Raw genomic sequence first — 24111 nt, forward strand, 5'->3', positions numbered from 1 at the left:
TGCGCCGAAGATTACCACAAACTTCAATTTAAATGCCAATAGTTTTATATACTACAGGTAAATTTGTTCGACTTTATACCTTGATATAAATTTTATTCCTTTTTAAAACAGGCAGCTACCCCGAATTTTGAGGTAGCCCAGCCAAATGAAAGGATGATATATATGAACGGCAAGTTATTAACCGTAAATATCAGACGCCCATATTATGGGCAATTAGAAATGAATTTTGGGGGAACCATAAATCTCAAGCAGTAATGAATTAAATAATATCCATCTTTTATCTCATTAGTTATGTTTCCCTTAAATACCATTAAGGAAATATGGGCATAATTTTAAAACCCTGGTATTTCAAGGGTTTTAAAATTATTATAATTTAAATATATACTCAAATGCAGCCATACCAAATCTTTTAGCTCTGATTACATTTTTTTCTTTTCCTAAAGTTTTTTACATTATTCCTTACTTTTTCCTTCCTATTTTCCATTGAACACTTATGACAATACTCTTGTGAGTGATTTTTTTTATTAGTAATTTCTACCAAGTCACCACATCTCTCACAATAAATATTACCAGTAGATATATTATTCTTTAAATTTTTAACGATAATATTTTAGTTATATCCATATACAAAGTTTTAGCAAAATTATAAACCCGTTGATATTAGCAATATTGTTTTACCACTAATTTTAAATATTTAGCTCATATCTATATGATTTTTTGAGTATTTCTGCACCTTCAATGTGTTGTATTTTTATTCCATCTATGATATAAATCGCCTCCTATATTTATCACGATTGTTTATTTAACTATTCAATACTATTAATTTATAACCAGGAAACCAATTGGCAATTGCGGTTGTTTTTGTTTTTCTACGCTGCGCTTCGAAAAGACAAAAGACAACTCGACAATTGCTCGTGCTGCGCACGAAATTTATATTTTTTATTTTTAAATTGATTGATTTGTAGTAGAATATTACAATTATACTTAGAGAAAAAACGTTCCATTTCAAAGTACTAAATAGTGATTATTATATATTTATGAGTTTGAAATGGAACGTTTTGGGGAATCAAATAGAATCAGAATGTCAATTCATTCTCAAAAATACTTTGCCACATTTCTTGATCTTCTTCATTTTGATTCGAAATAAATTCTGAATACATTTCAATTTTCTTAATCTTTTTATTGTTAATAGATGTTATATTCAATATTTGTTGTTTTATATCGACACTATTGATATTTATTAATAAATCTATTACATATTTACCAAATGAAAGATAATTATTTGCAATACGATTAATTACCTTGCCCATTCTAGGTGGAGGTTTACCTATCAAATTTTCTGCTTTTTTTCTAGCCTCCTCCTGCCTTGCTTCAAGTTTTTTATAAGTCGTTTCAATTATAATATTATTAAGCTGTTTCATTAATATTGAACTGCTTTTTGATATATTAGCTAACTTATCTTTATCAAAATTAATCTCATAGGCTTGATATATATAATTTAATTTTTCAACATTTTCTTTTACTACACCTTGTACTTTTGTATAATATTCATGCCTTAGTGTATCGTTATAAAATAATTCGCTCTTTTTTCTTACGCCAATTTCTTTAAGTATATCTATTTCCACTTGTTGGATCATTTCATTTTCATCTTGGTTTGCCGGTCTATGTTCATTACAAAATGCCATCATATAAATACTGCTATATGTAATTAATTTGTGTTTCTCAAGTCGCTCAAGGCTTGATTTTAATGAGGATTTGATGGTTTCTTTAATAATATAAAGTACATCATACATAGCTGTTTCATTTGTATCTTGTACATTATAATGACACAAAGACAAGAATTTTTGTTTGTTATCTTCCGTAATACAATAATTTTTGTTGACCATTCCGAAAATGTAAGCCAATTTGTTTGAAGTCGCATATGTCGGGGTCGAACCACACATATAAAGATATTGCTTTAATAATTTATCAATATAACTGCTGTATATATTGTGATTACCTCCTCTTTTATCAATTTTTTCTTTGGGTTCAGTAAAAACTTTTGTTATTATAAAACTATGCCCTTGTAGCTCCCAATAAAAATACCTTTTCCAATTTTTAAATTGACTGTTTCTGGAATTGCCTCGGCTACGTTCTTTATCATTTAGTATAAAACATAATTCAGAATATTTATATTTTTTATTAAGTATCAATTGACTGATATCTAAATTGATTGATTTCATTATTGATTAATCGGTATCCTTTCTGCCATATGTACTCTTTAAAATATTTAACTGAGTCAATGCACTTCTAAAGTTTTCTGTATCCTTGAAGTTATAAATGATATTCCCATCATTAGTAAATTTGAAATATCGGAAACCTAAAAAGCTTAATGCTTCAGCAAGATATCGTTTCCTGATTTCATAATATTTTTTATTGGCTTGACTATCTTTTTTATTCTCCATGATAAACCTCATTACTTCTAACATTTTCAGCAATCTCCTCTATGCACTTTCTGTTTAGTTTAGTTTGAAAGAGCAGGTTCTTCCTGCTCCCAACGCACAATTATTTTCTTAACTTAATATTTATTGGATCTCCGTGATGTGGGTGTGGCTTTCCATCTCGAAGTATATTTTGATATATATCAAATATAATAATGCCTTCAGCTATTAATTCTTCTAGAATAAGTTTAAATTCATTATTGGTTATTCCATACCTACGATATCTTAGCGGGATTCCTGATTTTAAATCATTTATTATTTTCTCTTTTAAATCTAACATTTTAATTACCTCCAAAACATTTATCAATTTTTATAAAAAAATTACCTCTAGCTTTTTACTTTTGCTCCTCCCAATTACACATACCATGTCCATTTAAAGCCATTTTTTGTTTAATACAAAAGTATTAAATAATACTTGAGTTATTTGATACTTTGTATTATAATTGTTATGTAATATGTCTAATTTACTTTATTTAGTTTTTAAGGAACAGTTGGGAGCTATCCAATAAAAACACAACAAAAATTAGTGCTTCTTAATAGCATAAGAACTAAGCACTTACAGTAAAGTTTTGATATAAAGTTTATAAGTTAACTACAATCAAATAATACATCATCCTTTCCTTGAGTATTTTGGAGTTGAGTCAGCAAAATTGCAGACACGTACCCCCAAGTTAATTATACTCTTTTTTGCATATTTGTCTATTGTGTGATTTGTACAAATTTGATATGATTTTAATTACATTTTCAAATATTTATTTTCAAGGTTCAATTAATTTTATGCATCCTTTATAACTTATTATTTACCGATTTAGTGTTCTCTGTCAAGTTATTAAAATACAATCTACAAGATTAAAGGGTGGTAATGTCTCCCTGTACCGTTGGGTGTCCCACTACCTGCTAAATTTATAGCAGGTTTCGGCATAGTCCCTCTATGCCCTCATCAGGTGGGTTATTTTTTATTGAAGCGCGGATCATCAAAATATCCTTCAGGAAAGTCTATATAAGGCTTAATCAAATGTGGAAAATAATTATGCTTAACTTGTTCTATGAACCTAAGACGTTTGTATGTATACCAGGAATTAACTAAATAAAGTTTAATGTTTAGTGCTGATGATACTATTAATAATATTATTAAAATATTCAGATATATCACGTTCCCTTCCCTTATGCATATTTCGGCTGCATCCGGACAGCGTTTCGGAATCAGTGTCCGGATGTGCCTGAGAATGCATCTCTATATCTCTACCTCTACAATTTCAAATTTTCTCTCTCTATTTTCAACTTCTACCCTGTGTATGTTTTTCTGTAGCCATTTTAAAACTTGTATAATATCATTTTTGGAATAGATTCTTGCCATTTCACCAAGGATCTTCTTTTGAACCTCATCTTTGACCATATATGTCCATTTATCTGATAATGAACATTTGTGAATGGTATCCTTATCACAATAATTCCCCAAATCATCCTTAATGGCATAGAATTTTGTACATGATAAAATATTAATCATAATTTTATTCTCCCCTCATTTATTAGCTTTGCCGTTTTTTGTTTTATGTTATAATCTTATTATAATCTGCACTTTATATAATGTCAACATTATATATTGAATAATTTATATAATTTTGATATTATATAACCACAAAATAATGAGGTGATTTTATGATTAAAGTTAAAGTAATTGAAAAGCTTCATCAAATTGATAAAAGTATCTATTGGCTAGCTCAAGAATCAGGTATAAGTTATCCTACCCTTCATAAAATAGTAAATGAAAAGACCTCTTCAATTAGTTATGAGGTCTTAAATCAATTATGTAGAGTTTTTAACTGCCAATTGGGAGAATTATTTGAATATGTCTCTGATGCAGAAAAAGAAACCCCTTAAGGCTTCTTCTTACTTTAAAATATCCACTATTTTTTGACGAGGGAAACCCGTCAACTTTTGGACTTTTTCTTGCAGCGGTAATATTTTAATTCATTTACTGTTTAGGTGCAAATTTTTAAATTCAATGGATTTATCATTATACACTGTTATAGTTTTAAATACATTTTTCAAATTGCTATTTTTCCACCTTGAAGCCGAGTATGCAAATATATCATTTAGTTCATCCTTTAATTATAAATCATCATTTGGATTTACTTTAGGGGTCTTTAGCAATTCAATTTTAGCTTGTGTCAATCTCTCTAATTCCTCGTCAATTTTTTTTATTTGTAATTCATACAGAGTTAGGTACAATAGAAAAAGGACAAGTATTTGCACCTTTAATAAAAAAAATTCTGTAATACTTCTGCTCTACTTTTAATATCACTGTATCTTTTTAATACCCTAAAACATTTTTTATGAATTTTTTTAACTAGAATTTTAAGATATATATATCTTCATAAAAAGCATGTTCCTCCATTTCTTTTAAGTTTTTTTCTATCTTTTGTAATTCTTCGTCTGTCACCCCAGCCATTTCACAAAATTTTTGTAAGTTCATCTTTGCGTCCTTAGTTTTCGTATATCCTCCATAAAGTTATTAGTTATTGTCTAAAAGCTGAAAAAGCTCCAATAAAGGCTACACTTCAAAATAGGTCTTTAATCTCTCAAATTTTTTCTTTCCAATTCCGTCAATATATCTTAACTCATCAATTGACTTAAATAAATTTTTCTCTCTATAGATCAATATTTTCTCATACCAGTATATATTGAATCCAGGTATTTTTAGAAAGTCAGCATATTTTGCCGTATTTAGATTAATTTTGGGAATATCTTCAATTGAAACAACCGGTTCTTCGTTGCTAATTTTATTTTGTTTTTTGTTTTCTTTATAGTTGTCTACAGATACTGAAATTACTGGTTGACGTCCATTTAGCTTTTTAAGTATATCGTTTAGATATTTATTTAAAACGTCATTCATAAATTCAAAGTCATCAGAACTTATCTTTCTTTTTTTGAATTCATTCTCCAAATTGAAAATAAGAATTCTTGTATAAAGAAAATTTATGCTTAATTCCTCTTGTTCCTTATCTGGAATAATTTCAACCATCGGAGATGTATCTTCTTCCACGATCTCATTAAAAGAAATAACTATTTCATCTTTATCTGACTTTAATGATGACTCTCCTATGATAAGCAATTTATATGATAAGGTTAGTTTACTTTTTTTAAGGCATTCTTCAATCCTTTTACTTTGAATATGCATAACTCTATCATAATAATCCTCTAATCTATCATTTTCCCTGTTATAATACTTTTTGATTGATTCTTCATAAATATCTATAACAATTGAATTTTCCATATCTAATTTGGAATAAGTAAAATGAATTTCTATTTTATATGTTGAATTTTTAAGCTTATCAATATTTTCCTCAATTGCTATCAAAATTTTATTCTCAATGCCTTTTTCAAAAAAAATTGTTATCTTGCAATTTTATCTCCATAATTGTTTCTCCTGTATACAATTAATTTTAGAAAATAAGCTAGCTAGTTAACTTAATTTCCATTATACGCAACCAAATTATAATGTCAATAAAAAAATCCAAATTTTCAATTTATCTCACTCATGATCTGTTTCTCTAGCTCTTACACATCATATTATAATATTTTAATTTATTTTGGTTAATTATACGAAACCTTTATCCCAGACGGTTATATGATTCTTTATAAAAAGTACATTAAGATTTTTATGTATTATAATATTCTAATTAAAAGACAAACAAAAAAAACGCCCCCGGCTAAAGGCGTTGAGCTATTACTTTCTCTATAAAACTAAATTTTTATACCCATAGCTTCAGCAAATTCATCCCAATGCTGATATTCTCTAACCTCTTTAAGATTTCTTTTAAAAATGTTATCATATTCAGTTTCTTTTACATCTGGATAATAATATGTAAAATATCCTTCTCCTGGCATATATGATTTTTTATTTACAACAATGGTACTTAACAATGGCATACCCAATTCTTTACATACATCAGATACAATGCCTAAAGGATAATCTAAATTTCTTGGGCCAATCTTTCTGTTTATTTTTTCAGATAATGATCCATAAGTAATCAATGCATGTTCTGGATCGTTTTTTAATAGTATTAATAATTGTTCAATAATATCAATACATATACTATCCATGTCATTATTCATTAATAATCCTCCAATCCAATTTTATTATATAAAATAGAATTTCTTATAAGAAGTCTACCATTTTATACTAAAATATAAGCGTTAATACTACATTTATCCACATCCCAATGAATCCATAAACTAAAGATGATGTAAGTCGGTTAAATGCCCATTTATTATTTTTGTGATCTTCCTTATCTCCCATTGTACATAAGGCTATATCCCTCCCTAATTTACCTTCAGAATGTTATTAACATATCAGTAAACGGTCATGCAACTTGAGCAATTCCAGGGCATTTAGCTCGGGCAGAAACACCAAAACTCTTCTTATCCAACTTCTTTTATTGATCTATTTAACTTGAAATTGCTCAGAATCTTCATCAAATACAAATCTTGATAAAGTCTCATAAATGTTCTTTATATCAAAAGCTTTCATGTAGCAAAAGAATTTCTGATCCTTTGTTATTTTCCATTTTCTCGCAGATAATTGTGTTACATTATATTTATCTCCATCTATATATAAATCAAATTGCCCTTTGTCAGTTTCATTATAGCCGTTTAACATTTGAATTTTCTCTCCTGGATAAAAATAGTATTTTTAACTAACTTATTTCATATTTATCATTAACAATTAGTCTATGCATGTTATAGTTGGAACTACCAAGGCTCCTTTTTTCTAACTGTTCTGTAAGTTCTTTTTTCTGTACTTTAAAGCCATATTTAATTCTCCTTTTAGCTGTTATTCTAAATTTATATTTATTGATGCATTAATTTAAATTCTATTAATATTCATGATTTCATCCTCATGTATTATCTGTTAATAAACCCAGGACATTCTTCATGCCAACTAGATTCAGATCAATACATTTCAATCTAACCTCCTTTTTATTACCTTATTTATTTTTCACTCCATTTACTCTCATTGATTAGAATTTGCTTGAGTTGCTTAAACAGGTGAGGATTGCCTCTCTTTGATATCACATTATTATTTACAGATGTAATTCCTGTGATACCTTCTTGCTTACCAAAGGAGATTTTAATTGACCTACTGTTTTCTTGCCAAAAGGATATTTCCATATGATGTGTTATTGGCATAATCAACCTCCAAAATTAGCATTTTTTTACTTAATTGTATCGCTATAGAGGGTAACTTGCAAGAAAAATGTCAGTAACAGAGAATCCATAACTGGTTTTTCGATGTTTGCAAGGGTTTGAATTATGTCCATTTTAAGGTGTTGGTATTATTGCACCTCAAAAAATGAGTCCGTCTGAAGGACTGAGTTTTGCAATCGCCAAATACGATTAGTTTTCTCCAGGTTATTTAAAAAGATTACACGAGAGTATAAATATTCCTTTTTGTGGAGGCAATCTTTTGCTTAATCTCTATTTAATGATGGTATCCTACTAATGTTACCAATATCATATTTAGATTTTTCCTCTTTAGATTTCCAACTTACTTTATTTAACATTTCCTCAAGAGATTGTTTAGCTTGTTTATCATTCATAAAAATTAAAGGGGTCTGTCCTTCACAAAAAATTTTAAGAACTCCTGTAGAATACATTGATTTACGTTTATCATTAAACTCAATACTGTTATTTACATAATCATGTTTAATATAATAACCACTTCTTCGTAAAATAAAATCAACTTTGTTAAATAGGCTTTTTATATTACTATCTATAAAAACAATAGAAAGTTTTTTGGACAGTATTGAAAAATCTATTGAATAAGAAGAATTAATAAAAACCTCTCCGAAATTTAGCATGAAATCTTTGATATCACATCTTAGTATATACTCAATCCTATCATCTTGGTTTTTATAAGAAAAAAATATATTGCTATCTCTGAATTCTATAAATTTAATTTGTAATTTATCAACTGCTTCCTTTAATACCACTAATCTGTTTTTTATAAAATTTTCTTCATATATGTACTTTATAGTATTCTCATTAATAAGACCATTATTTTTCATTATTGCTACTAAAACACGTAGCTTATTATTATCTATAAGCCAGTTTCTTACTTTCGAGTCACAAGCAAAGTTACTATTTATATGAGTTTCTACAAACAGTTTAGATTTTTGCTCATATTCATCATACTTCATAATTATATTGTTTAGATGTTCTAATTCTGAATCTTTACTTTTACCTTCGATATATGAGTCATATAAAGTAAAACCCTCCTTAATTGCCAACTTTAAGCCTTCATTAATGTCAAAAGGTAAAATCAGAGGAATTTCTTCATAATCTATCTTCCATTGACTTAACCTATTTTCTATACCAGGAAACAAGCTATTAATTTTATTTATTCTTTCAATCCTTTTAAATTTCTTTATTCTATCATTCTTTATTTGGGATAATTGTCTATGATTAAATCCCAAACTCGGAAATTTATATATACATTCAGAGCCGACATTAAGTTCTTTTTTATTATTTTTATTAACAATATAATATACTAATTTATTTTTAGTATTGCATAAGGAACAAGTTGGCCATTCATCTTTACTACTAGGCATCTCATTCATACGATTACTCGCATACCATTCATTTGATGCTAATTTAACTAACTCATTAAAGGTATATTCAAAAAATGTTTGTGTTTGTTTATTAAAATCCTCAGTGTCCTCAAAATCTGATTTATAAATTTTATCATACTTTGTTAAAATTTGTTCAACAACAGGGTATTGTTTAACTACTTCAGAGTTTAAGACAATTTGTCTATCTTCCAAAGAAACTAGATTATGGATTTTCCTTCTGTTGACCATCGGCACACCTCTTTCTATAAAATAGGTAACTAAGTTATATTAGTTTGATGCTATGCAAATATTAAATAGAAATTTGGAATGAAAATTAGATATACTAATCTGTGTATAAAGACATTAAATGCTATGAATAAAGTATTTTTTCTATATCTAGTATTGCAAAACAATCTCGCTACTATATATTGTAACATACTTATGATATTAATTCAAACATATGTTTGTAAGATTTAGTAACAAAAAAACCCTGTCGGTATTATCGGCAAGGCTCTTGGATGTGCTTTGGTTATAACTTATGCTTTTTTTACAATAAACGTAAACTTCCAAATAGCTTTGTTTCCTGAGTATCTACCTCTATTTTCCGCTACAGTTACCTGGGATGTATATGTAGTATCTTTTTTAACCTTTAATTTACTAATTGGGATAGATAGAGTTTTGGAACCAATATCAGGAATGCTATCCTCTTCTTCAACAGAAGATACTATAGTAATTTTACCTGTTGGAGTTGTAGATATGGAGATTGAATCCCCTTCAGCTAATTCTTTTTTATTAACTGTGCATCCAAATGACCATTCATTGCCAACGTGGTTATTTTCGACACATTCAATTGAATCCAACTTAACAGTCACTTTCACCTTAGAAGTGGCTGCTGCTGTAGTAAACAAGTTACATGAGATTATAATGCATAGCATTAAGAAAAAACTTATGAATCGTTTGTTCATCTTAATCATCTCCAATATATGTAATGTTTTACCTATATTGTATCCTCATAACAATTTATATGCAATAAAATGACAATATTTTTTAATCAAAAAAACGCCTCCATTTTGGGGAAGGCGTTGACAATCTTAATCATCTGGATGATACTTTTCAATATATTCCTTACACTTTTTATGAAGTTCGGGAATTAAATCAGTAGTATTAATGCTTTTTATATACTCTTTAGCCAGTTCTATATTTGATTCATATTCTATCATTTCTTCATTTGTTGGTATCCATATTCCCAATGCTCCTTCTAATGTATCAACTAATGCAATTATTTCGTCTTTAGTAAATAGGGAATCATCATATTCTATATTAATCTCTTTCAATTTCTGCAAGGCACTATGTACATCTTTATAATCAATCATTTATTTCCCTCTTCTCTGCCCACTCCAACAAACTCTTAAAACAATCTTCTAGTGCTTCTTCTTTGCATGAATACTTTTTAATACAAAAGATTTTAGTTACCTCTTTTCCACCTTCGTAAATTGTATAACTGCAACCATAATCATTATTATTGTATGAATACGTCAAACTAATATCTGTTGAGTAATTTGGTGGGAAAACATAATGGTATTCCGTTGTTGTTGATAAATATGTATTCTCTGGTATATTCATATAAACCTCCATTAGCATTATTTCCCTATATTGTATCGCTGTGGAGCAGAATTTGCAAGAATATGTAAGATTGTTGTTGTGGCTCTATTAAGCGACCTCGGATTTTATGATAAGAATATTATTTCGTTCAGATTTTCCATTGTAAATTAATCAAATACAGCCGTTCTGACCGTCTATTACGAGATACAGGTATAAACGTATTTAGACGGTTTAAAGCTATTTTAGCGCTTAATTTTACGTTCTACAAAAAATTTGAATTCCCCATCATCAAAAAATAAATAAGTCTCTTTATTGCATATACGCACTTTATAGCGTATACCCGTCCCTCCGACCTTAAGGCTCGCTGCTTTTTTCATCTCAAGAATCTTATCTATTTCGTATTTGTGATCGGAATCAAAGTATACTACCAAAGGGATAAGCTTACCCTCATTTGTTATTAAGGATTGAACATCTACATACTGTTTTTGATAGTTTTTGTATGATTCTTTCTCAGCTTTCTGTTTTAGTATTTGTTTTTGCTCAAAACCAAAGGGCATAATAATCAACTCCTATTCTAAAAAAGAACATATGTTCGATATACTTATTATTATAATATTAAGGCCATGTTATGTAAATGCCAAAATTATATAAAAAAATAAACCTTGCTCTATAGGCAAGGCTCTTAATGGAATACGGATTGTTTTGTTGGATTATTTTTTTATTTGTCCTACTCTATTTTTGTTTTTAATTAACCTATTTAATGGGCTAGCTGTTTTATGCATCTCCTGAAGATCATTACCAGATAGATTTACATATTTTTTGCTCATGTTCATATCTGTATGTCCAAGTGATGCTTGAAGTCCGAAGGCGTTTCCACCACTCCTGAGATATAATAATGCAAAAGAATGCCTTAGATCATATGGACATACTTTAAATCCAAGCTGCTTACTATATAATTCCAGTCTATCTCCCCACGAACTTGTTCCAAGCTTTGTACCCTCGTTACTACAAAATACAGGTGCTGTACTTTTCCAACTTGGGTGTCGAACTTGAATTAAATAATCTATAGCATCTGCCGTAGATTTTAACATTGGAAGTGTCCTTGCGGTTCTGGTTTTAGCGATCTCAGCAGGAATAGTTACTATTAATCGTTTCAGGTCAAAATTGTCAATTATTAAAGATAATACTTCCTTTGGTCTTAGTCCAGTATCAAGTGTAAAAATAATTAAAGCTTTGTCTCTTACTCCTGTAAAAGTATTATGGTCTGGTAGCTTTAAAAGCCTTTCTAAGATATCTTCAGGTACATCTACTATTCTTTCCTGTGCTTTACGTTTTTTAAAACCTTCAAGTGGATTTTCGCTTATATAACCTTGATTTAAACACCATTCAAAAAAGGCTTTAAGATATGCTCTTCTAATGTTATATGTGGCTGGCTTAATATTGTCAGACATATACTGCATTACCGAGACTTTTAATGCTCCGTTAGTCCATGAATTTGGGAATCTGTTAAAGAAATAATAGATATGTCTTTCATAATCATCAAGAGTTATTCTACTCCTACCTTCTGCTTTCTTAAGGAGCAAAAATTCATTTAGTGCATCTTCCCATGACCTACTCTTCATTGACTGATTGATTTTTGTTACTCGTTTGCCCATAATTATCTTTCCCCTTCTCTTTTGAGATAGGTGAAAGCTTTATTTGAGTCCAGTGTGTTAAATTTCACCCACTGGATTTTTGCAAAAAAATAAAGGATTTCATGAAGTCCGAAAACCTCTGAAACCCTTTATTCTGCTTCTTTTTCTGGTGCGGATGAAGGGACTTGAACCCCCACGGTCGCCCACTGGAACCTAAATCCAGCGCGTCTGCCAATTCCGCCACATCCGCACGAGCATTTCCTATTATAAATACAAACACCGGGTTTGTCAACTACAATTTGCCGTTAAAATCATATGCTGCCATAGCAGTTTTATTCTCAGGACTGCTTGATCAGCTCGGTATTATTAATAATAGTGTATCCAACTTTTTCTGCAAGGTTGATTTCTTCAAAGAGCTCTTTCTTGCTGCCATCGGAATTAAATACAATCCTGACAACAGGCCTTGTAGGAAAATTCTTATTTATACCTATTACCACTCCCTTTTCCCCGTTGTTTAAAACAACGCCCGAACCCACAGGAAATGGTGGTATTATCTCAATAAAGCAATTTAAAACCCTGGTGTCCAGTGTGGGTGCCGCTATTACAGTCATGTATTCCAAGGCCTGATTTGCACTTATTTTGTCTCTGTATATCCTGTTTGATGTAAGTGCGTCAAAAATATCCGTAATGGCCACTATTTTCGAAAATAAATGAATCTGATCACCTTTCAGGCCATTGGGATAACCTTTTCCGTCTATTCTCTCATGATGCTCAAGGGCTACCCTTGCCGAAGCTTCACTGATAAGGGGCAATTTCCTTAATATATTGTAACCGTATATGGAATGCTCTTTTACAATTTCATATTCATTAGTGGATAAAGCCGCTTTCTTTAACAATATTTCAGCAGGTATCATTAATTTACCTATATCGTGCAAAAGCGCCCCTACCCCCAGCTCCCTGAGATGAGCCGTGTTGAGATTAAGTTTTATTCCGGTAATTACAGAGAGGATACATACATTTACACAGTGGAAATATGTGTATGAATCGCGGGTTTTTATATCCATCAGATTTATAATGACATCATCCGAGCTTAATATTTCTTCGAGTATTTTATTGACTATTTCTATTGCTTCAGCTGAATTTAACAACTGCATGGATGTGTAGTTTTCCATTGATTCTTTGATAAACCGTATTGCTTCCCGCCTTGTTTCTTCCTTGACAACATCAGGTATAACCACACCGCCGGATATATCGTCATCAATATATACTTCGGTGATTCCCAGGTCTTTAAGACGCTCGATGTATGAATTGGTCAAAAGAGCGCCAGCCTCCAACAGAATTAAATTATCATTGAATATTGCCTTGCCAAGAATCATGCCGGGTTCACAATTGGATATCCTTATCTGTCTCATTTCTTCCTCTTTTGTCTAGTTGTGACTTAAGTTGCTCATTAAAAATAAAACATTAATAATTTTTACACCCAGGAATTGAAAATTTATGCAGTTTAATAACATAATTATACTTACTGTTCCAAAAAGTAGCAATACATTTTTACTTAATGCTGCAAATGGTACCCGATGTTTTACAAAACATGATTTTTTCTATATACTTATTAGACACAGGATAGGTTTATATAACAGGAGTAACCGATAAACATGATCTATTTTATTATTGCAATATTATTAATTCTTATATACATGAAAATTGAGACGACCTTTTTATCCAAAAGCGTCATAAACTTCAGCACAAGCCCTAAGGGCCTGAAAATAGCACATTTGTCCGATATACATATAAATAAGTTCTATGTATCGGCATATAAACTGCTGTCAGCTTTAAACGATGCCCAACCGGACATCATTGTTTTGAGCGGCGATTACATTGAAACCCCAAAAAATATTACAAAATTTATTAACTTTTTGAAGCTGCTGACTAAGAATCACAAGGTCTATCTGACCTTGGGCAATCATGATCATAAAGCCCTGAAGCAGGACGCCGGAAACATATCTGCCTTTATAAAGGCGATAGAAGCTGCAGGTGCAAAAGTGCTGTTAAATTCCAATGTTAAAATAAATAAGAATGGTCAGTCATACAATTTGATTGGGATTGATGATTTAAAGCAAGGCAAGCCTGACCTCCAAAAGGCCTTCAAAGGCATTGAAGACTCCTTTTCCGGCGGGTGTATAAATATTGTCGTATCTCATAACCCCGACATGGTTTTTCAGCTGCCTGAGAATAAGGTGGATTATTTCTTCTGCGGGCATTTTCACGGCGGTCAGATATGGATGCCCTTCCACCTGGAATTCAGACTGATGAGAAGTGAAAAACTGTGTAAAATGAAATGCTACAGAGGACTTCATAAAGTTAATGGCATTAACCTCTACATTAACAGGGGCCTTGGGAACGTCATATTTCCCTTCAGGTTCTTTTCCCCGCCTGAAATGGCAATCGTACAACTTCCGTGAGACAGAATAAATAACTATATAAAAGCCAGGTTTGAAAAAGCCTCCGGAAGTACTTGCTTATTTGCTCCGGAGGCTTGATTATTCAATTACAGTTACAGTAAAGGTTTAATAACTTCAAGAACACTGTTTTTCAGGTTCTCCAATCTTTGCTGGGATAATTCCAGAGTCTTGTCGGAGACACCGTAGTATATCTTTATTTTGGGTTCTGTTCCGGAAGGTCTTACACAGAACCATGAGCCGTCTTCCATTTCAAAGTAAAGCACGTCCGACTCAGGTAAGGTAATTTTTTCCGTTGAACCGTCTGCAACCACAAATCTCTTCGAATTCTGGTAATCCCTTATTGCCTTTACCTTCAAGCTTCCAAAACCGGTGTATCCGGCTGTACGCATGGTTGACATGGCAGATTTTATTTTCATCAGTCCGTCCTTGCCTTCCAGTGTAAAGGAGTTTATTCCCTCAATAAAATAGCCGTACTTTTCAAAGAGTTTTATAAGGGCGTCATACAGAGACATACCCTTTACCTTGTAGTAGGCAGCCATTTCAGCTATCAGCATTGAAGCAACTACCGCATCCTTGTCACGGACATCGGTGCCTGCAAGGTACCCGTAACTTTCCTCAAAACCGAAAAGGTATTTCTGATTCCCCTTCTCGTCTCTCAGCATTATCTGCTCACCGATAAATTTAAATCCGGTGAGAACTTCAACGAGCTCTACATCATAATATTTTGCAATTTCTCTTGAAAGCTCGGTAGTGACAATTGTTTTAACTGCAAAACCGTTCTTCGGAAGCTTGCCCGCTTCATTCATTGCAGTCAGGATATATTCCAGCAGGAGACAGCCTGTCTGATTGCCGGTCAGAACGGCATATTCCCCGTCGTTCTTCCTTACTACAACTCCGACTCTGTCACTGTCCGGATCGGTTCCGATAATAAGATCGACGTTATTATCCGAAGCCAGTTTGATAGCAAGCTCAAAGGCCGACCGTTCCTCCGGATTTGGAGACTTTACGGTAGAAAACTGGGAATCAGGAAGTTCCTGCTCCTTTACAACCAAAACGTTCTTAAAACCGTTTTCTGAAAGGATTCTTCTTACAGGCTTGTTCCCCGCACCGTGCAGCGGTGTATAAACAATCTTAAAGGTATCCGCAACCTGTGCAACAGCCTCCTTGTTAACCTGCAAGGTTTTGAGCATTGCAATATAGGCATCGTCGACCTTGCTTCCGATAATTTCAAGCAAGCCCTTTTCGACGGCAGCTTCTTTGTCCATTATGTTAACTTTTGTGATATCGGAAATTTTATTGATTTCAGCAATAACAGCGTTTGAACCGTCCAGAGAAAGCTGACCGCCATCTTCTCCGTAAACCTTGTAACCATTGTACTGCTTTGGATTATGACTGGCTGTGACTACTATTCCCGCGGAGGCTTTCAAATATCTCACCGCAAAGGATAATTGAGGGGTGGGGCGTAATTCATCAAAAAGATAGGCTTTAATACCATTTGCACAAAATACTTTTGCTGCCTCAAGCGAAAATTCCGGCGACATGAATCTTGAATCATAAGCTATGACAATACCCTTGCCCTGTTTGCCAAGGCTTTTTATATAGTTTGCCAGGCCCTGTGAAGCAACTCTCACGGTGTATATATTTATTCTGTTTGTGCCTGCACCTATTATGCCTCTCAGTCCTCCGGTTCCGAATTCAAGACTTTTATAAAAACGGTCCTCTACTTCTTTTTCATCATTTTTTATTGATATAAGTTCATTTTTTGTATCCTGATCAAAATAATCATTTTCCAACCAAAAATTCAGTTTTGCCATGCTATCCATAATTGCTGCATACCCTCCTAAAATATATCTTATTACAACCAGCATCCACTTATAAGAGCAAACAATGGTTTAGTTTGGTAATAGTATAGCATAGCCCGGCACAAGCTGCAAGGCAGCGCAGTGCGGCCCAATAATCTTCCTCTGCCGTAACTAGCCGTTTTTTATTATAAAATATTAAATTTGCTGTGATTTACCTGAGACATAAAAATAGTTGGCCATGTTATTCCGCTTTATCAGGTTATAAAAGTGAAGGCAGGTCTTTGTAACTTCCTTTACAAATCCAAGTCTCATATAGAACTCACCCGACTCGGGACAGGTATTTGCAACCGGTTTATAATTCTTTAAGCATCCGCTGAAAACAGTGTATCTATCCAGAAACATCTGCATTTCATCAGGAACTATATTTCTTGATACATAACTGTTGGAAATGATTTTTCCCCTTGACAGGGACTGTGCAACAAAATCCGAACAGGTATACGCTTTATAGGTATTAACTCTATGACCCAGGAAAATACCTATGGCAGCCAGCGTATTATATATATTTTCCTCGCTGTCATCCCTGATACCATATATGAACATCTTAATTTTTTCATACTGCTTGTTGCTTACAGGAATTTTATATACTTTTATATGAACCTCGTCCTGGTCCCTTCCATGTGAGAGCCTTTGAGGAAATTCCCTGACAAAACCACCTACTAAAGGATTGGAAGCTCTGTAACGAGCAAAGGAATACATCTCTTCCCAGCCTTCTGTCAAACTGATGGAGGAATGATTAAAGGAACTTCTGGTCAGTACTCTTATAAACTTCCCCATCATTGTAGGAGTAGCGGATAATATGACGTATATATTCTTCACAATAACCTCCACAAACAAATAAGTCAATGCAAACTGAAACTATAATTTGAGGGTTGCAACCCCGCTGAAACAATTTGCCGCTATAATGATATATACGATAATGATTTAGGAAAGTATGATTTCCTTTAGAATAATCCCACCCTGGAAAGTATTGTGGCTATTATAACGGTGACAAGCCCTGCCAGTCCTATGGCCAGGCCGCTCATGGCTCCTTCGGTTTCACCTAGCTCAACTGCCTTGGTTGTCCCCAGTGCATGTGCCGAGGTACCAATTGCTATACCTTTGGCTGTTTTATCCTTTATACCCAATACCTTCAATAATGCCGGTGCCAAAACCGCCCCAACTATCCCGGTTATAACTATGGCTGCTACTGTAACCGACGGTATTCCACCGAGTTGGTTTGACAGCTCTATGCCCAAAGGTGTGGTTATTGACTTTGGAATCAGCGAGGCAAGTAATTCCGGCGAAAGGCCAAATGCCTTTCCCATAAGCCATATACTAAGAATGGCAGTAATGCAGCCCATAATCACACCGCCAATTATTGCCACATAGTCCTTTTTCAGAGAATGGATATTTTTATATAGAGGAACAGCAAGTATCACCGTAGCCGGAGTTAAAAACAGGGATATAAAATCTCCGCCCTTTTTGTAATCCTCCAGCGGTATTTTAAAAACAATCAAGATTCCAATAACAATTAAAATTGCCAGCATTAAAGGATTAAAAACAGCCAGCCTTGTTTTTTTATTAACAAAAATACCTATTTCAAAGGCCAGTAATGAGATCAACAATGCAAATACAGGTGTTGCTAATATTTCTTTCACTTTGCTTTCCTCCCCTTGATCAACTGTACGGTCAGACCTGTAACAATCATTACCAGAATGGTGGAAACAAAGCATATGACCATGATAGGTACCAGATTCTTTTTCAGTATGCCTGCATATGCCAGAAGGCCCACTCCCGAGGGTATAAAAAAGAATGCAAGGTGATCAAGCAAAAAACAGCTTATTTCCTCTATCATTTTAACTTTAATAACTCCGGTAATCAGGCAGACAAACAGCAATATCATACCGATGATACTGCCTGGAAGCGGAACATGTACAACCTTATTCAGCACTTCACCTATAACACAAATTATTAGTACGATTAAAAACTGCCTCAATAATTTCATTTAACCCCGACACACCCTCATTCATACATCTAAATATTGTTATGTCTATTGTTCATCTGTATGCTATACTCTCTTCTTCAGCTCTTCGATTTTGTCTCTCAGTTGAGCTGCCCGTTCAAATTGCAGGTCTGTGGCAGCCTGCTTCATCTCTTTCTGAAGTTTTGAAATCAGTTTTTCCAACTCCTCAACAGACATGAGATTTGGTTTATCCTTACCAGTATAATATGATTCCTCCTCCTCTGCAACCTTTGTCGCTTCGATTAAGTCTCTGACAGATTTTTGTATGGTTGTAGGCACAATACCATGAGCCTTGTTAAAATCCATCTGAAGCTGCCTTCTTCTGTTGGTTTCACTTATGGCTCTGTGCATTGAACCGGTTATATTGTCGGCATACATGATTACCTTTCCTTCAGAGTTTCTGGCGGCACGCCCTATTGTCTGGATCAGGGAAGTTTCCGATCTGAGGAAACCTTCCTTGTCTGCATCCAGTATGGCAACAAGCGAAACCTCCGGTATATCAAGCCCCTCTCTGAGAAGGTTTATACCTATCAGCACGTCAAATACCCCCAGACGCAAATCCCTGATTATTTCCATTCTCTCGAAAGTAGCAACATCGGAATGAAGATATTTTACTTTAATATCGAGTTCCTTCATATAATCGGTCAAATCTTCGGACATTTTCTTGGTAAGTGTTGTAACAAGTACTCTCTGTCTTATTTCCGCCCTGGAATTTATTTCTCCGATCAAATCATCTATCTGTCCCTTGACCGGTCTTATTATTATCTCAGGATCAATAAGTCCGGTAGGCCTGATGATCTGCTCAACCACCTGTGTGGAATGCTCTCTCTCATAGGCAGCCGGCGTGGCGCTGACATAGACCACTTGATTTACTCTTTCCTCAAATTCATTGAATTTAAGCGGCCTGTTATCAAAAGCGGAAGGCAGTCTAAAGCCGTACTCAACCAGTGATTCCTTTCTGGATCTGTCTCCGTTGTACATTGCCCCTACCTGGGAAACTGTAACATGGGATTCGTCTATTACCAGAAGGTAATCGTCGGGAAAGTAATCCATTAGTGTAAAGGGCGAACTTCCGGGCTCTCTGCCGCTGATATGCCTTGAATAATTTTCGATACCCTGGCAGAAACCTATTTCAGACATCATCTCAAGATCATATCTGGTTCTCTGCTCAAGCCGCTGGGCTTCAAGCAGCTTGCCCTCCATTTTCAGCTGTTCAAGACGTTCTTCCAGCTCCTGCTCAATGGTCACCATGGCTTTTTCCATTTTAGGCCTCGTGGTAGCGTAGTGAGATGCCGGGAAAACAGCTATATGCGATCTTGTTCCTTTTATTTCCCCAGTCAGGTAATCAACCTCTGTTATCCTTTCTATCTCATCTCCGAAAAATTCAACTCTCAGAACCATTTCAGAGCTGTTTGCCGGAAAGATTTCAAGCACATCCCCTCTTGCTCTGAATCTGCCTCTTCTGAAATCTATCTCATTTCTTTCATATTGAATATCAACAAGCTTGCGTATTATTTCATCCCTGTCCTTCTGCATCCCCACCCTGAGTGAAAGCATAAGGTCGGTATAGTCCTCCGGGTCACCCAGGCCATATATGCAGGAAACACTGGCAACGATAATTACGTCTCTTCTTTCAAAAAGCGCGGCAGTTGCCGAGTGACGGAGCTTATCTATTTCCTCGTTCACCGAGGAATCCTTCTCGATATAGGTATCCGTCGACGGGATATAAGCCTCTGGCTGATAATAATCATAATAACTTACAAAATACTCTACTACATTATTCGGAAAAAATTCCTTAAACTCGCTGCAGAGCTGTGCGGCAAGGGTTTTGTTATGGGCGATGACAAGCGTAGGCTTTTGAACCTGTTCTATGACCTTTGCCACAGTATAGGTCTTACCGGAACCGGTAACACCCAGCAGAGTCTGATGCTTTTGTCCCTCCATTATCCCCTTGCTCAACTTTTCTATAGCTACAGGCTGATCGCCCTTTGGTTTATATTCCGAAACAACCTCAAATCTGTTCATATGTCCTCCTTGCCATTAACCGGTCTCTCATAACTTATATTGCTTCAAACAATCAAATTAAATTATAACATAAAGCAGAGCAAAAGCAAACATACGTTTGCCTTTGCTCTGCTTTATGTTTATGTTATATGCGCTCCAAGTATCTCATACATGAAAAAACATGTGCTCGATGAATATTTTAACTCCTATGGATATTAAAATAATACCGCCTGCTATACCGGCCCGCTTTCCCAGCAGATTTCCAAACCTTTTGGCTACAAGTATCGCTGCCGTACAACAGACAAATGTTACAATGCTTATAATAGTTATTGAATAATAAATATCCACATTCAGAGCCGATAAACTCACTCCGACCGCCAGGGCGTCAATGCTTGTTGCCACAGCCTGAACAAAAAGCAGCTTCAAGGTAAGTGAAAACAAGCTGCACTCCTGATTTATCTCGGCCTTTATTGCTTCATGCAGCATTTTCCCGCCTATTATGGCCAGAAGAATAAATGCTATCCAGTGATCAAACCTGCTGATTACATCCTCAAAATTGCTTGCGGCAAAATAGCCTATCAGCGGCATGATGCCCTGAAAAGCAGCAAATATCAGAGCCATCTTCAGGACATGTTTAAGTTTTATTTTATCAATACACAGGGAATTGGATATGGACACTGCCGAAGCATCCATGGAAAGTCCCAATGCCAATAATATCAATTCTGTCAGTGCCATACAATTCTCCTAAAACACATGTATATTATCAGCAAAATAATTTACTGATAGGAAAAATAGCAGCTTTGTTAAGGATTTAATGAATATATTCTTTCGACGCTCGTATCACTAATTTATATTCCTCAAACAGGAGTATTATTTCCTTAACATAAAAAAACAGGAACCATTCCACTGCAAAGTCAAATCGACGTATGAAATGATCCCTGTTTCATTTCCCTAGCTTCTTGGCAGCAAACCAATTTTTCTTTGAACCTTTGAAAGTGTCTTTCTTGCCATATAAGCCGCTTTTTCAGAATTTTCCTTTAATATGGAATTAAGATAATCCTTGTTTGCAGTCAGGTCGTTATATTTCTGCTGAACAGGTCTGAGCATTTCAGCAACAGACTGGCCTGCGACTTCCTTTAAGTCACCATAGGACCTTCCGTCAAATTCCTTTTCTATATCAGAAAAAGTCTTGCCGGTTACTGCGGAATATATACTTATCAAGTTGCTTACACCGGGTTTATTGACCTCATCATATCTTATTTCACGTTCTGAATCGGTAACCGCCCTTTTAAACTTGCGAAGGACCGCATCTTCCTTGTCAAGTATAAATACGTATGCATTTTCATTTTCATCGGATTTGGACATTTTCTTTTCCGGCTCCTGGAGGCTCATTATCTTTGCACCTATTTTAGGAATATAAGGTTCAGGAATGGTAAAAGTATCTCCGTAAACATTATTAAATCTTTCGGCAATATCTCTTGCTATTTCCAGATGCTGTTTCTGGTCCTGACCTATGGGTACAAGCTCGGTCTGGTACAAAAGTATGTCTGCCGCCATAAGTACGGGATATGTGAATAACCCCGCATTTATATTGTCGGAATGTTTTGCTGATTTATCCTTAAACTGGGTCATTCTGTTCAGTTCACCCATATAGGTATAACAATTTAAAATCCATGCCAGCTCGGAATGAGCACTTACATGGGATTGCAGAAACAGGATACATTTCTGCGGATCAAGGCCGCAGGCCATATATAAAGCCAGCAGGTTCAGGCTGCGCTGTCTCAGCTCTGCAGGATTCTGTCTTACGGTGAGAGTATGGAGATCAACCACACAATAGAGGCATTCAAACTCATCCTGCATGGGAATCCAGTTTTTTATGGCACCGAGGTAATTACCTATTGTAAGATTCCCTGAAGGCTGAACTCCGCTGAATATCCTCTTCTTTTGTTCTGTCCGTTCCATTTTAAAACACATCCTTAAACAAATATTATTGGTATTTTATTGCACCCGTTGTACGAATAAGTTTTTGTCACACCCGACAAGTTAAAAGCATCATAAATGATTTTATCATTAAAATAACAGTCATAACAAGGTATTTGTCCATATTCATACTTTATTTATTTTGATGCTCCGCCTTTTCTCGAATATGATATAAAAACAATAAGGAAGCCTATTCCTGCTATAAAATAAAAAATAGAAGTTCTGGTACTTCCTGCAGAATATTTTAAGGCTGCAAAGCCCAACAGAATAATTGTAAAAAATATGCTCCCTGACCGCATTATTTTTTTATTCATATTAACCTCCATGAGCCGCTTAGCAGCCACAAAACTGTAATGAAATCTCTTCACTCCCTCATCCGCTATAAGGCGAATAAAGGAGGTTAATTGGCCATGTGCGCTTTCAAAGTATTGGTAAATACTTTGAATATTTCGCACGGCCATAAATTCACAGGTTTGCTTGGAAGACGAACGCAAGTGAAGTCTTTCAAGCTAACCTCCATCTCCTGCTATCTGTCTTCCCTGAAATAAGGTTCTCCCAACGCCTTTGGCGGGTTATTTTCTTTGGACTTTTTCAAAGAAATCATAATCAATACTATTATTGTAGCAAAATATGGCAGCATGTCAAAAATACTTTGAGGTATATGCACATAACCCTGTAAATATAAACCCAGAATGCTCAGTGCTCCGAAAAAATACGAGCCCAGCATGGCCTTGTATGGATTCCATGTTACGAATATGACAAGTGCAACGGCTATCCAGCCTCTGCCCCCTGTTACTCCATCCTGCCAGGATGGAACTGTGATCATCGACATATATGCCCCGGCAATCCCGCAAAGCATACCCCCGATAAGTATATGCACATATTTGTACAGGGCTACATTAATTCCCGCAGTATCGGCCGCTCCCGGATTCTCTCCCACCATCCGCATATTCAGGCCCAATCTGGTTTTATACAGATATATTGCCAGAATGACAGCTACAACATAGCCCGCATATACCAGCACATTCTGATTGAACAAAGCCGGTCCCAGCACCGGAATATCTCCCAGCAAGGGCAGTTTTATAGGTGCAAAGCTGTTTCTCACAGAATCAGCCAACCCCTGTCCAACCATCTTTTGTCCCACAAAACTTGAAAAGCCTGTACCGAAAATAGTCAGTGAAAGACCTGAAACAATCTGATTTGCCCTGAGTGTTATTGTAAGGAAAGCAAAGATCAATGCTCCGCAAGCGCCGGCTATCATCCCGGCAAGTATGCCCAGAACAGGATTTCCTGTTGAAAGGGCAGCACTGAAGCCAATTACGGCACCCATCAGCATCATACCTTCCACACCGAGGTTCAGCTGGCCGACCTTTTCAGTAATAATTTCCCCCAGTGTGGCAAATAGCAGAGGAGTTCCGGCAGTGACCGCACCAGTTAGAATAAATGTTAAAATATTTATAAATGTCATCTG

General features: G+C 34.6%; 27 protein-coding genes and 1 tRNA gene. 2 read left to right on the forward strand and 26 right to left on the reverse strand.

The window, feature by feature from the left end; all coding sequences use genetic code 11:
- Positions 1-1076 precede the first annotated feature (1076 nt).
- The 4 genes from CTER_RS01150 to CTER_RS01165 all read right to left on the reverse strand — a co-directional run bounded on the left by CTER_RS01150 (position 1077) and on the right by CTER_RS01165 (position 3987).
- On the reverse strand, positions 1077-2222 hold the full coding sequence (locus CTER_RS01150) for a hypothetical protein (protein WP_004623056.1): 1146 nt from the start codon (positions 2220-2222) through the stop codon (positions 1077-1079).
- Positions 2223-2228: 6 nt separating this feature from the next.
- Positions 2229-2468 (reverse strand): hypothetical protein, encoded by a 240-nt coding sequence (locus CTER_RS01155; protein ID WP_004623043.1) that lies wholly within the window; start codon positions 2466-2468, stop codon positions 2229-2231.
- A gap of 76 nt (positions 2469-2544) precedes the next feature.
- The gene (locus CTER_RS01160) at positions 2545-2760 is read right to left on the reverse strand and encodes a hypothetical protein (protein ID WP_004623065.1); all 216 of its coding nucleotides are present in this window, start codon (positions 2758-2760) and stop codon (positions 2545-2547) included.
- A gap of 954 nt (positions 2761-3714) precedes the next feature.
- Positions 3715-3987 (reverse strand): hypothetical protein, encoded by a 273-nt coding sequence (locus CTER_RS01165; protein ID WP_004623083.1) that lies wholly within the window; start codon positions 3985-3987, stop codon positions 3715-3717.
- A 152-nt stretch (positions 3988-4139) separates the two neighbouring features.
- On the opposite strand from CTER_RS01165, the gene CTER_RS01170 reads away from it, so the two are divergent.
- Positions 4140-4361 (forward strand): helix-turn-helix domain-containing protein, encoded by a 222-nt coding sequence (locus CTER_RS01170; RefSeq protein ID WP_004623047.1) that lies wholly within the window; start codon positions 4140-4142, stop codon positions 4359-4361.
- A gap of 469 nt (positions 4362-4830) precedes the next feature.
- Here the strand turns inward: CTER_RS01170 and CTER_RS29025 are convergent, their stop codons facing one another.
- From CTER_RS29025 to CTER_RS01230, 13 genes are all read right to left on the reverse strand, one after another.
- Positions 4831-4956 (reverse strand): hypothetical protein, encoded by a 126-nt coding sequence (locus CTER_RS29025; protein WP_004623033.1) that lies wholly within the window; start codon positions 4954-4956, stop codon positions 4831-4833.
- A gap of 78 nt (positions 4957-5034) precedes the next feature.
- Positions 5035-5841: a helix-hairpin-helix domain-containing protein gene (locus CTER_RS28635; protein ID WP_004623085.1), complete on the reverse strand. Its 807-nt coding sequence runs from the start codon at positions 5839-5841 to the stop codon at positions 5035-5037.
- Between the two features lie 386 nt (positions 5842-6227).
- A complete protein-coding gene (locus tag CTER_RS01180) occupies positions 6228-6599 on the reverse strand; it encodes a hypothetical protein (protein ID WP_004623069.1) in 372 nt (123 codons plus the stop codon).
- Between the two features lie 328 nt (positions 6600-6927).
- Positions 6928-7143, reverse strand: coding sequence for a hypothetical protein (locus tag CTER_RS01185; protein WP_004623041.1), 216 nt, complete (start codon positions 7141-7143; stop codon positions 6928-6930).
- A gap of 332 nt (positions 7144-7475) precedes the next feature.
- Positions 7476-7673, reverse strand: coding sequence for a hypothetical protein (locus tag CTER_RS01190; protein WP_004623034.1), 198 nt, complete (start codon positions 7671-7673; stop codon positions 7476-7478).
- 281 nt (positions 7674-7954) lie between these two features.
- Positions 7955-9343: a hypothetical protein gene (locus CTER_RS01195; protein WP_004623124.1), complete on the reverse strand. Its 1389-nt coding sequence runs from the start codon at positions 9341-9343 to the stop codon at positions 7955-7957.
- Between the two features lie 287 nt (positions 9344-9630).
- Complete coding sequence (locus CTER_RS01200) at positions 9631-10059, reverse strand: hypothetical protein (RefSeq protein ID WP_004623052.1); 429 nt, start codon at positions 10057-10059, stop codon at positions 9631-9633.
- A gap of 126 nt (positions 10060-10185) precedes the next feature.
- Positions 10186-10467 (reverse strand): hypothetical protein, encoded by a 282-nt coding sequence (locus tag CTER_RS01205; protein ID WP_004623036.1) that lies wholly within the window; start codon positions 10465-10467, stop codon positions 10186-10188.
- Positions 10460-10717, reverse strand: a complete 258-nt coding sequence (locus CTER_RS01210) for a hypothetical protein (protein WP_004623066.1) — start codon at positions 10715-10717, stop codon at positions 10460-10462. Before CTER_RS01210 ends, CTER_RS01205 begins: the two co-directional genes overlap by 8 nt.
- Before the next feature lie 221 nt (positions 10718-10938).
- A complete protein-coding gene (locus CTER_RS01215) occupies positions 10939-11253 on the reverse strand; it encodes a hypothetical protein (protein WP_004623040.1) in 315 nt (104 codons plus the stop codon).
- A gap of 153 nt (positions 11254-11406) precedes the next feature.
- Positions 11407-12351 (reverse strand): tyrosine-type recombinase/integrase, encoded by a 945-nt coding sequence (locus tag CTER_RS01220; protein WP_004623122.1) that lies wholly within the window; start codon positions 12349-12351, stop codon positions 11407-11409.
- Positions 12352-12497: 146 nt separating this feature from the next.
- Positions 12498-12580 (reverse strand) — tRNA-Leu (locus CTER_RS01225).
- An 88-nt stretch (positions 12581-12668) separates the two neighbouring features.
- Positions 12669-13742: an HD-GYP domain-containing protein gene (locus CTER_RS01230; RefSeq protein WP_004623049.1), complete on the reverse strand. Its 1074-nt coding sequence runs from the start codon at positions 13740-13742 to the stop codon at positions 12669-12671.
- A 243-nt stretch (positions 13743-13985) separates the two neighbouring features.
- On the opposite strand from CTER_RS01230, the gene CTER_RS01235 reads away from it, so the two are divergent.
- On the forward strand, positions 13986-14792 hold the full coding sequence (locus tag CTER_RS01235; protein ID WP_004623046.1) for a metallophosphoesterase: 807 nt from the start codon (positions 13986-13988) through the stop codon (positions 14790-14792).
- Between the two features lie 92 nt (positions 14793-14884).
- Here CTER_RS01235 and CTER_RS01240 read toward each other — a convergent pair whose 3' ends face one another.
- From CTER_RS01240 to CTER_RS01275, 9 genes are all read right to left on the reverse strand, one after another.
- Complete coding sequence (locus CTER_RS01240) at positions 14885-16615, reverse strand: phospho-sugar mutase (RefSeq protein ID WP_004623087.1); 1731 nt, start codon at positions 16613-16615, stop codon at positions 14885-14887.
- A gap of 174 nt (positions 16616-16789) precedes the next feature.
- Positions 16790-17470, reverse strand: coding sequence for a hypothetical protein (locus tag CTER_RS01245; RefSeq protein WP_004623042.1), 681 nt, complete (start codon positions 17468-17470; stop codon positions 16790-16792).
- A gap of 125 nt (positions 17471-17595) precedes the next feature.
- Complete coding sequence (locus CTER_RS01250) at positions 17596-18291, reverse strand: LrgB family protein (RefSeq protein WP_004623097.1); 696 nt, start codon at positions 18289-18291, stop codon at positions 17596-17598.
- A complete protein-coding gene (locus tag CTER_RS01255) occupies positions 18288-18638 on the reverse strand; it encodes a CidA/LrgA family protein (protein WP_004623054.1) in 351 nt (116 codons plus the stop codon). The genes CTER_RS01250 and CTER_RS01255 overlap by 4 nt, the downstream gene beginning before the upstream one ends.
- A gap of 63 nt (positions 18639-18701) precedes the next feature.
- The gene (gene uvrB, locus CTER_RS01260) at positions 18702-20681 is read right to left on the reverse strand and encodes an excinuclease ABC subunit UvrB (protein WP_004623038.1); all 1980 of its coding nucleotides are present in this window, start codon (positions 20679-20681) and stop codon (positions 18702-18704) included.
- Positions 20682-20825: 144 nt separating this feature from the next.
- On the reverse strand, positions 20826-21395 hold the full coding sequence (locus CTER_RS01265) for a manganese efflux pump MntP (RefSeq protein WP_004623110.1): 570 nt from the start codon (positions 21393-21395) through the stop codon (positions 20826-20828).
- Positions 21396-21611: 216 nt separating this feature from the next.
- Positions 21612-22622, reverse strand: coding sequence for a tryptophan--tRNA ligase (gene trpS / locus CTER_RS01270; RefSeq protein ID WP_004623082.1), 1011 nt, complete (start codon positions 22620-22622; stop codon positions 21612-21614).
- A gap of 155 nt (positions 22623-22777) precedes the next feature.
- Positions 22778-22954 (reverse strand): hypothetical protein, encoded by a 177-nt coding sequence (locus CTER_RS28150; protein ID WP_004623102.1) that lies wholly within the window; start codon positions 22952-22954, stop codon positions 22778-22780.
- A gap of 212 nt (positions 22955-23166) precedes the next feature.
- Entirely contained in the window at positions 23167-24108 is a 942-nt protein-coding gene (locus CTER_RS01275) for an ABC transporter permease (RefSeq protein WP_004623044.1), read from the reverse strand.
- Positions 24109-24111: the final 3 nt, after the last annotated feature.

The sequence above is a fragment of the Ruminiclostridium cellobioparum subsp. termitidis CT1112 genome (genome assembly GCF_000350485.1).
Taxonomy (GTDB): Bacteria; Bacillota; Clostridia; order Acetivibrionales; family DSM-1351; genus Ruminiclostridium; species Ruminiclostridium termitidis.

Coding starts and splice junctions, on each gene's coding strand:
- CTER_RS01150 (WP_004623056.1), bottom strand. CDS start 2,222: ATGAAATCAATCAATTTAGATATCAGTCAATTGATACTTAATAAAAAA.
- CTER_RS01155 (WP_004623043.1), bottom strand. CDS start 2,468: ATGTTAGAAGTAATGAGGTTTATCATGGAGAATAAAAAAGATAGTCAA.
- CTER_RS01160 (WP_004623065.1), bottom strand. CDS start 2,760: ATGTTAGATTTAAAAGAGAAAATAATAAATGATTTAAAATCAGGAATC.
- CTER_RS01165 (WP_004623083.1), bottom strand. CDS start 3,987: ATGATTAATATTTTATCATGTACAAAATTCTATGCCATTAAGGATGAT.
- CTER_RS01170 (WP_004623047.1), top strand. CDS start 4,140: ATGATTAAAGTTAAAGTAATTGAAAAGCTTCATCAAATTGATAAAAGT.
- CTER_RS29025 (WP_004623033.1), bottom strand. CDS start 4,956: ATGAACTTACAAAAATTTTGTGAAATGGCTGGGGTGACAGACGAAGAA.
- CTER_RS01180 (WP_004623069.1), bottom strand. CDS start 6,599: ATGAATAATGACATGGATAGTATATGTATTGATATTATTGAACAATTA.
- CTER_RS01185 (WP_004623041.1), bottom strand. CDS start 7,143: ATGTTAAACGGCTATAATGAAACTGACAAAGGGCAATTTGATTTATAT.
- CTER_RS01190 (WP_004623034.1), bottom strand. CDS start 7,673: ATGCCAATAACACATCATATGGAAATATCCTTTTGGCAAGAAAACAGT.
- CTER_RS01195 (WP_004623124.1), bottom strand. CDS start 9,343: ATGGTCAACAGAAGGAAAATCCATAATCTAGTTTCTTTGGAAGATAGA.
- CTER_RS01200 (WP_004623052.1), bottom strand. CDS start 10,059: ATGAACAAACGATTCATAAGTTTTTTCTTAATGCTATGCATTATAATC.
- CTER_RS01205 (WP_004623036.1), bottom strand. CDS start 10,467: ATGATTGATTATAAAGATGTACATAGTGCCTTGCAGAAATTGAAAGAG.
- CTER_RS01210 (WP_004623066.1), bottom strand. CDS start 10,717: ATGAATATACCAGAGAATACATATTTATCAACAACAACGGAATACCAT.
- CTER_RS01215 (WP_004623040.1), bottom strand. CDS start 11,253: ATGCCCTTTGGTTTTGAGCAAAAACAAATACTAAAACAGAAAGCTGAG.
- CTER_RS01220 (WP_004623122.1), bottom strand. CDS start 12,351: ATGGGCAAACGAGTAACAAAAATCAATCAGTCAATGAAGAGTAGGTCA.
- CTER_RS01230 (WP_004623049.1), bottom strand. CDS start 13,742: ATGAGACAGATAAGGATATCCAATTGTGAACCCGGCATGATTCTTGGC.
- CTER_RS01235 (WP_004623046.1), top strand. CDS start 13,986: ATGATCTATTTTATTATTGCAATATTATTAATTCTTATATACATGAAA.
- CTER_RS01240 (WP_004623087.1), bottom strand. CDS start 16,615: ATGGATAGCATGGCAAAACTGAATTTTTGGTTGGAAAATGATTATTTT.
- CTER_RS01255 (WP_004623054.1), bottom strand. CDS start 18,638: ATGAAATTATTGAGGCAGTTTTTAATCGTACTAATAATTTGTGTTATA.
- uvrB (WP_004623038.1), bottom strand. CDS start 20,681: ATGAACAGATTTGAGGTTGTTTCGGAATATAAACCAAAGGGCGATCAG.
- CTER_RS01265 (WP_004623110.1), bottom strand. CDS start 21,395: ATGGCACTGACAGAATTGATATTATTGGCATTGGGACTTTCCATGGAT.
- trpS (WP_004623082.1), bottom strand. CDS start 22,622: ATGGAACGGACAGAACAAAAGAAGAGGATATTCAGCGGAGTTCAGCCT.
- CTER_RS28150 (WP_004623102.1), bottom strand. CDS start 22,954: ATGAATAAAAAAATAATGCGGTCAGGGAGCATATTTTTTACAATTATT.
- CTER_RS01275 (WP_004623044.1), bottom strand. CDS start 24,108: ATGACATTTATAAATATTTTAACATTTATTCTAACTGGTGCGGTCACT.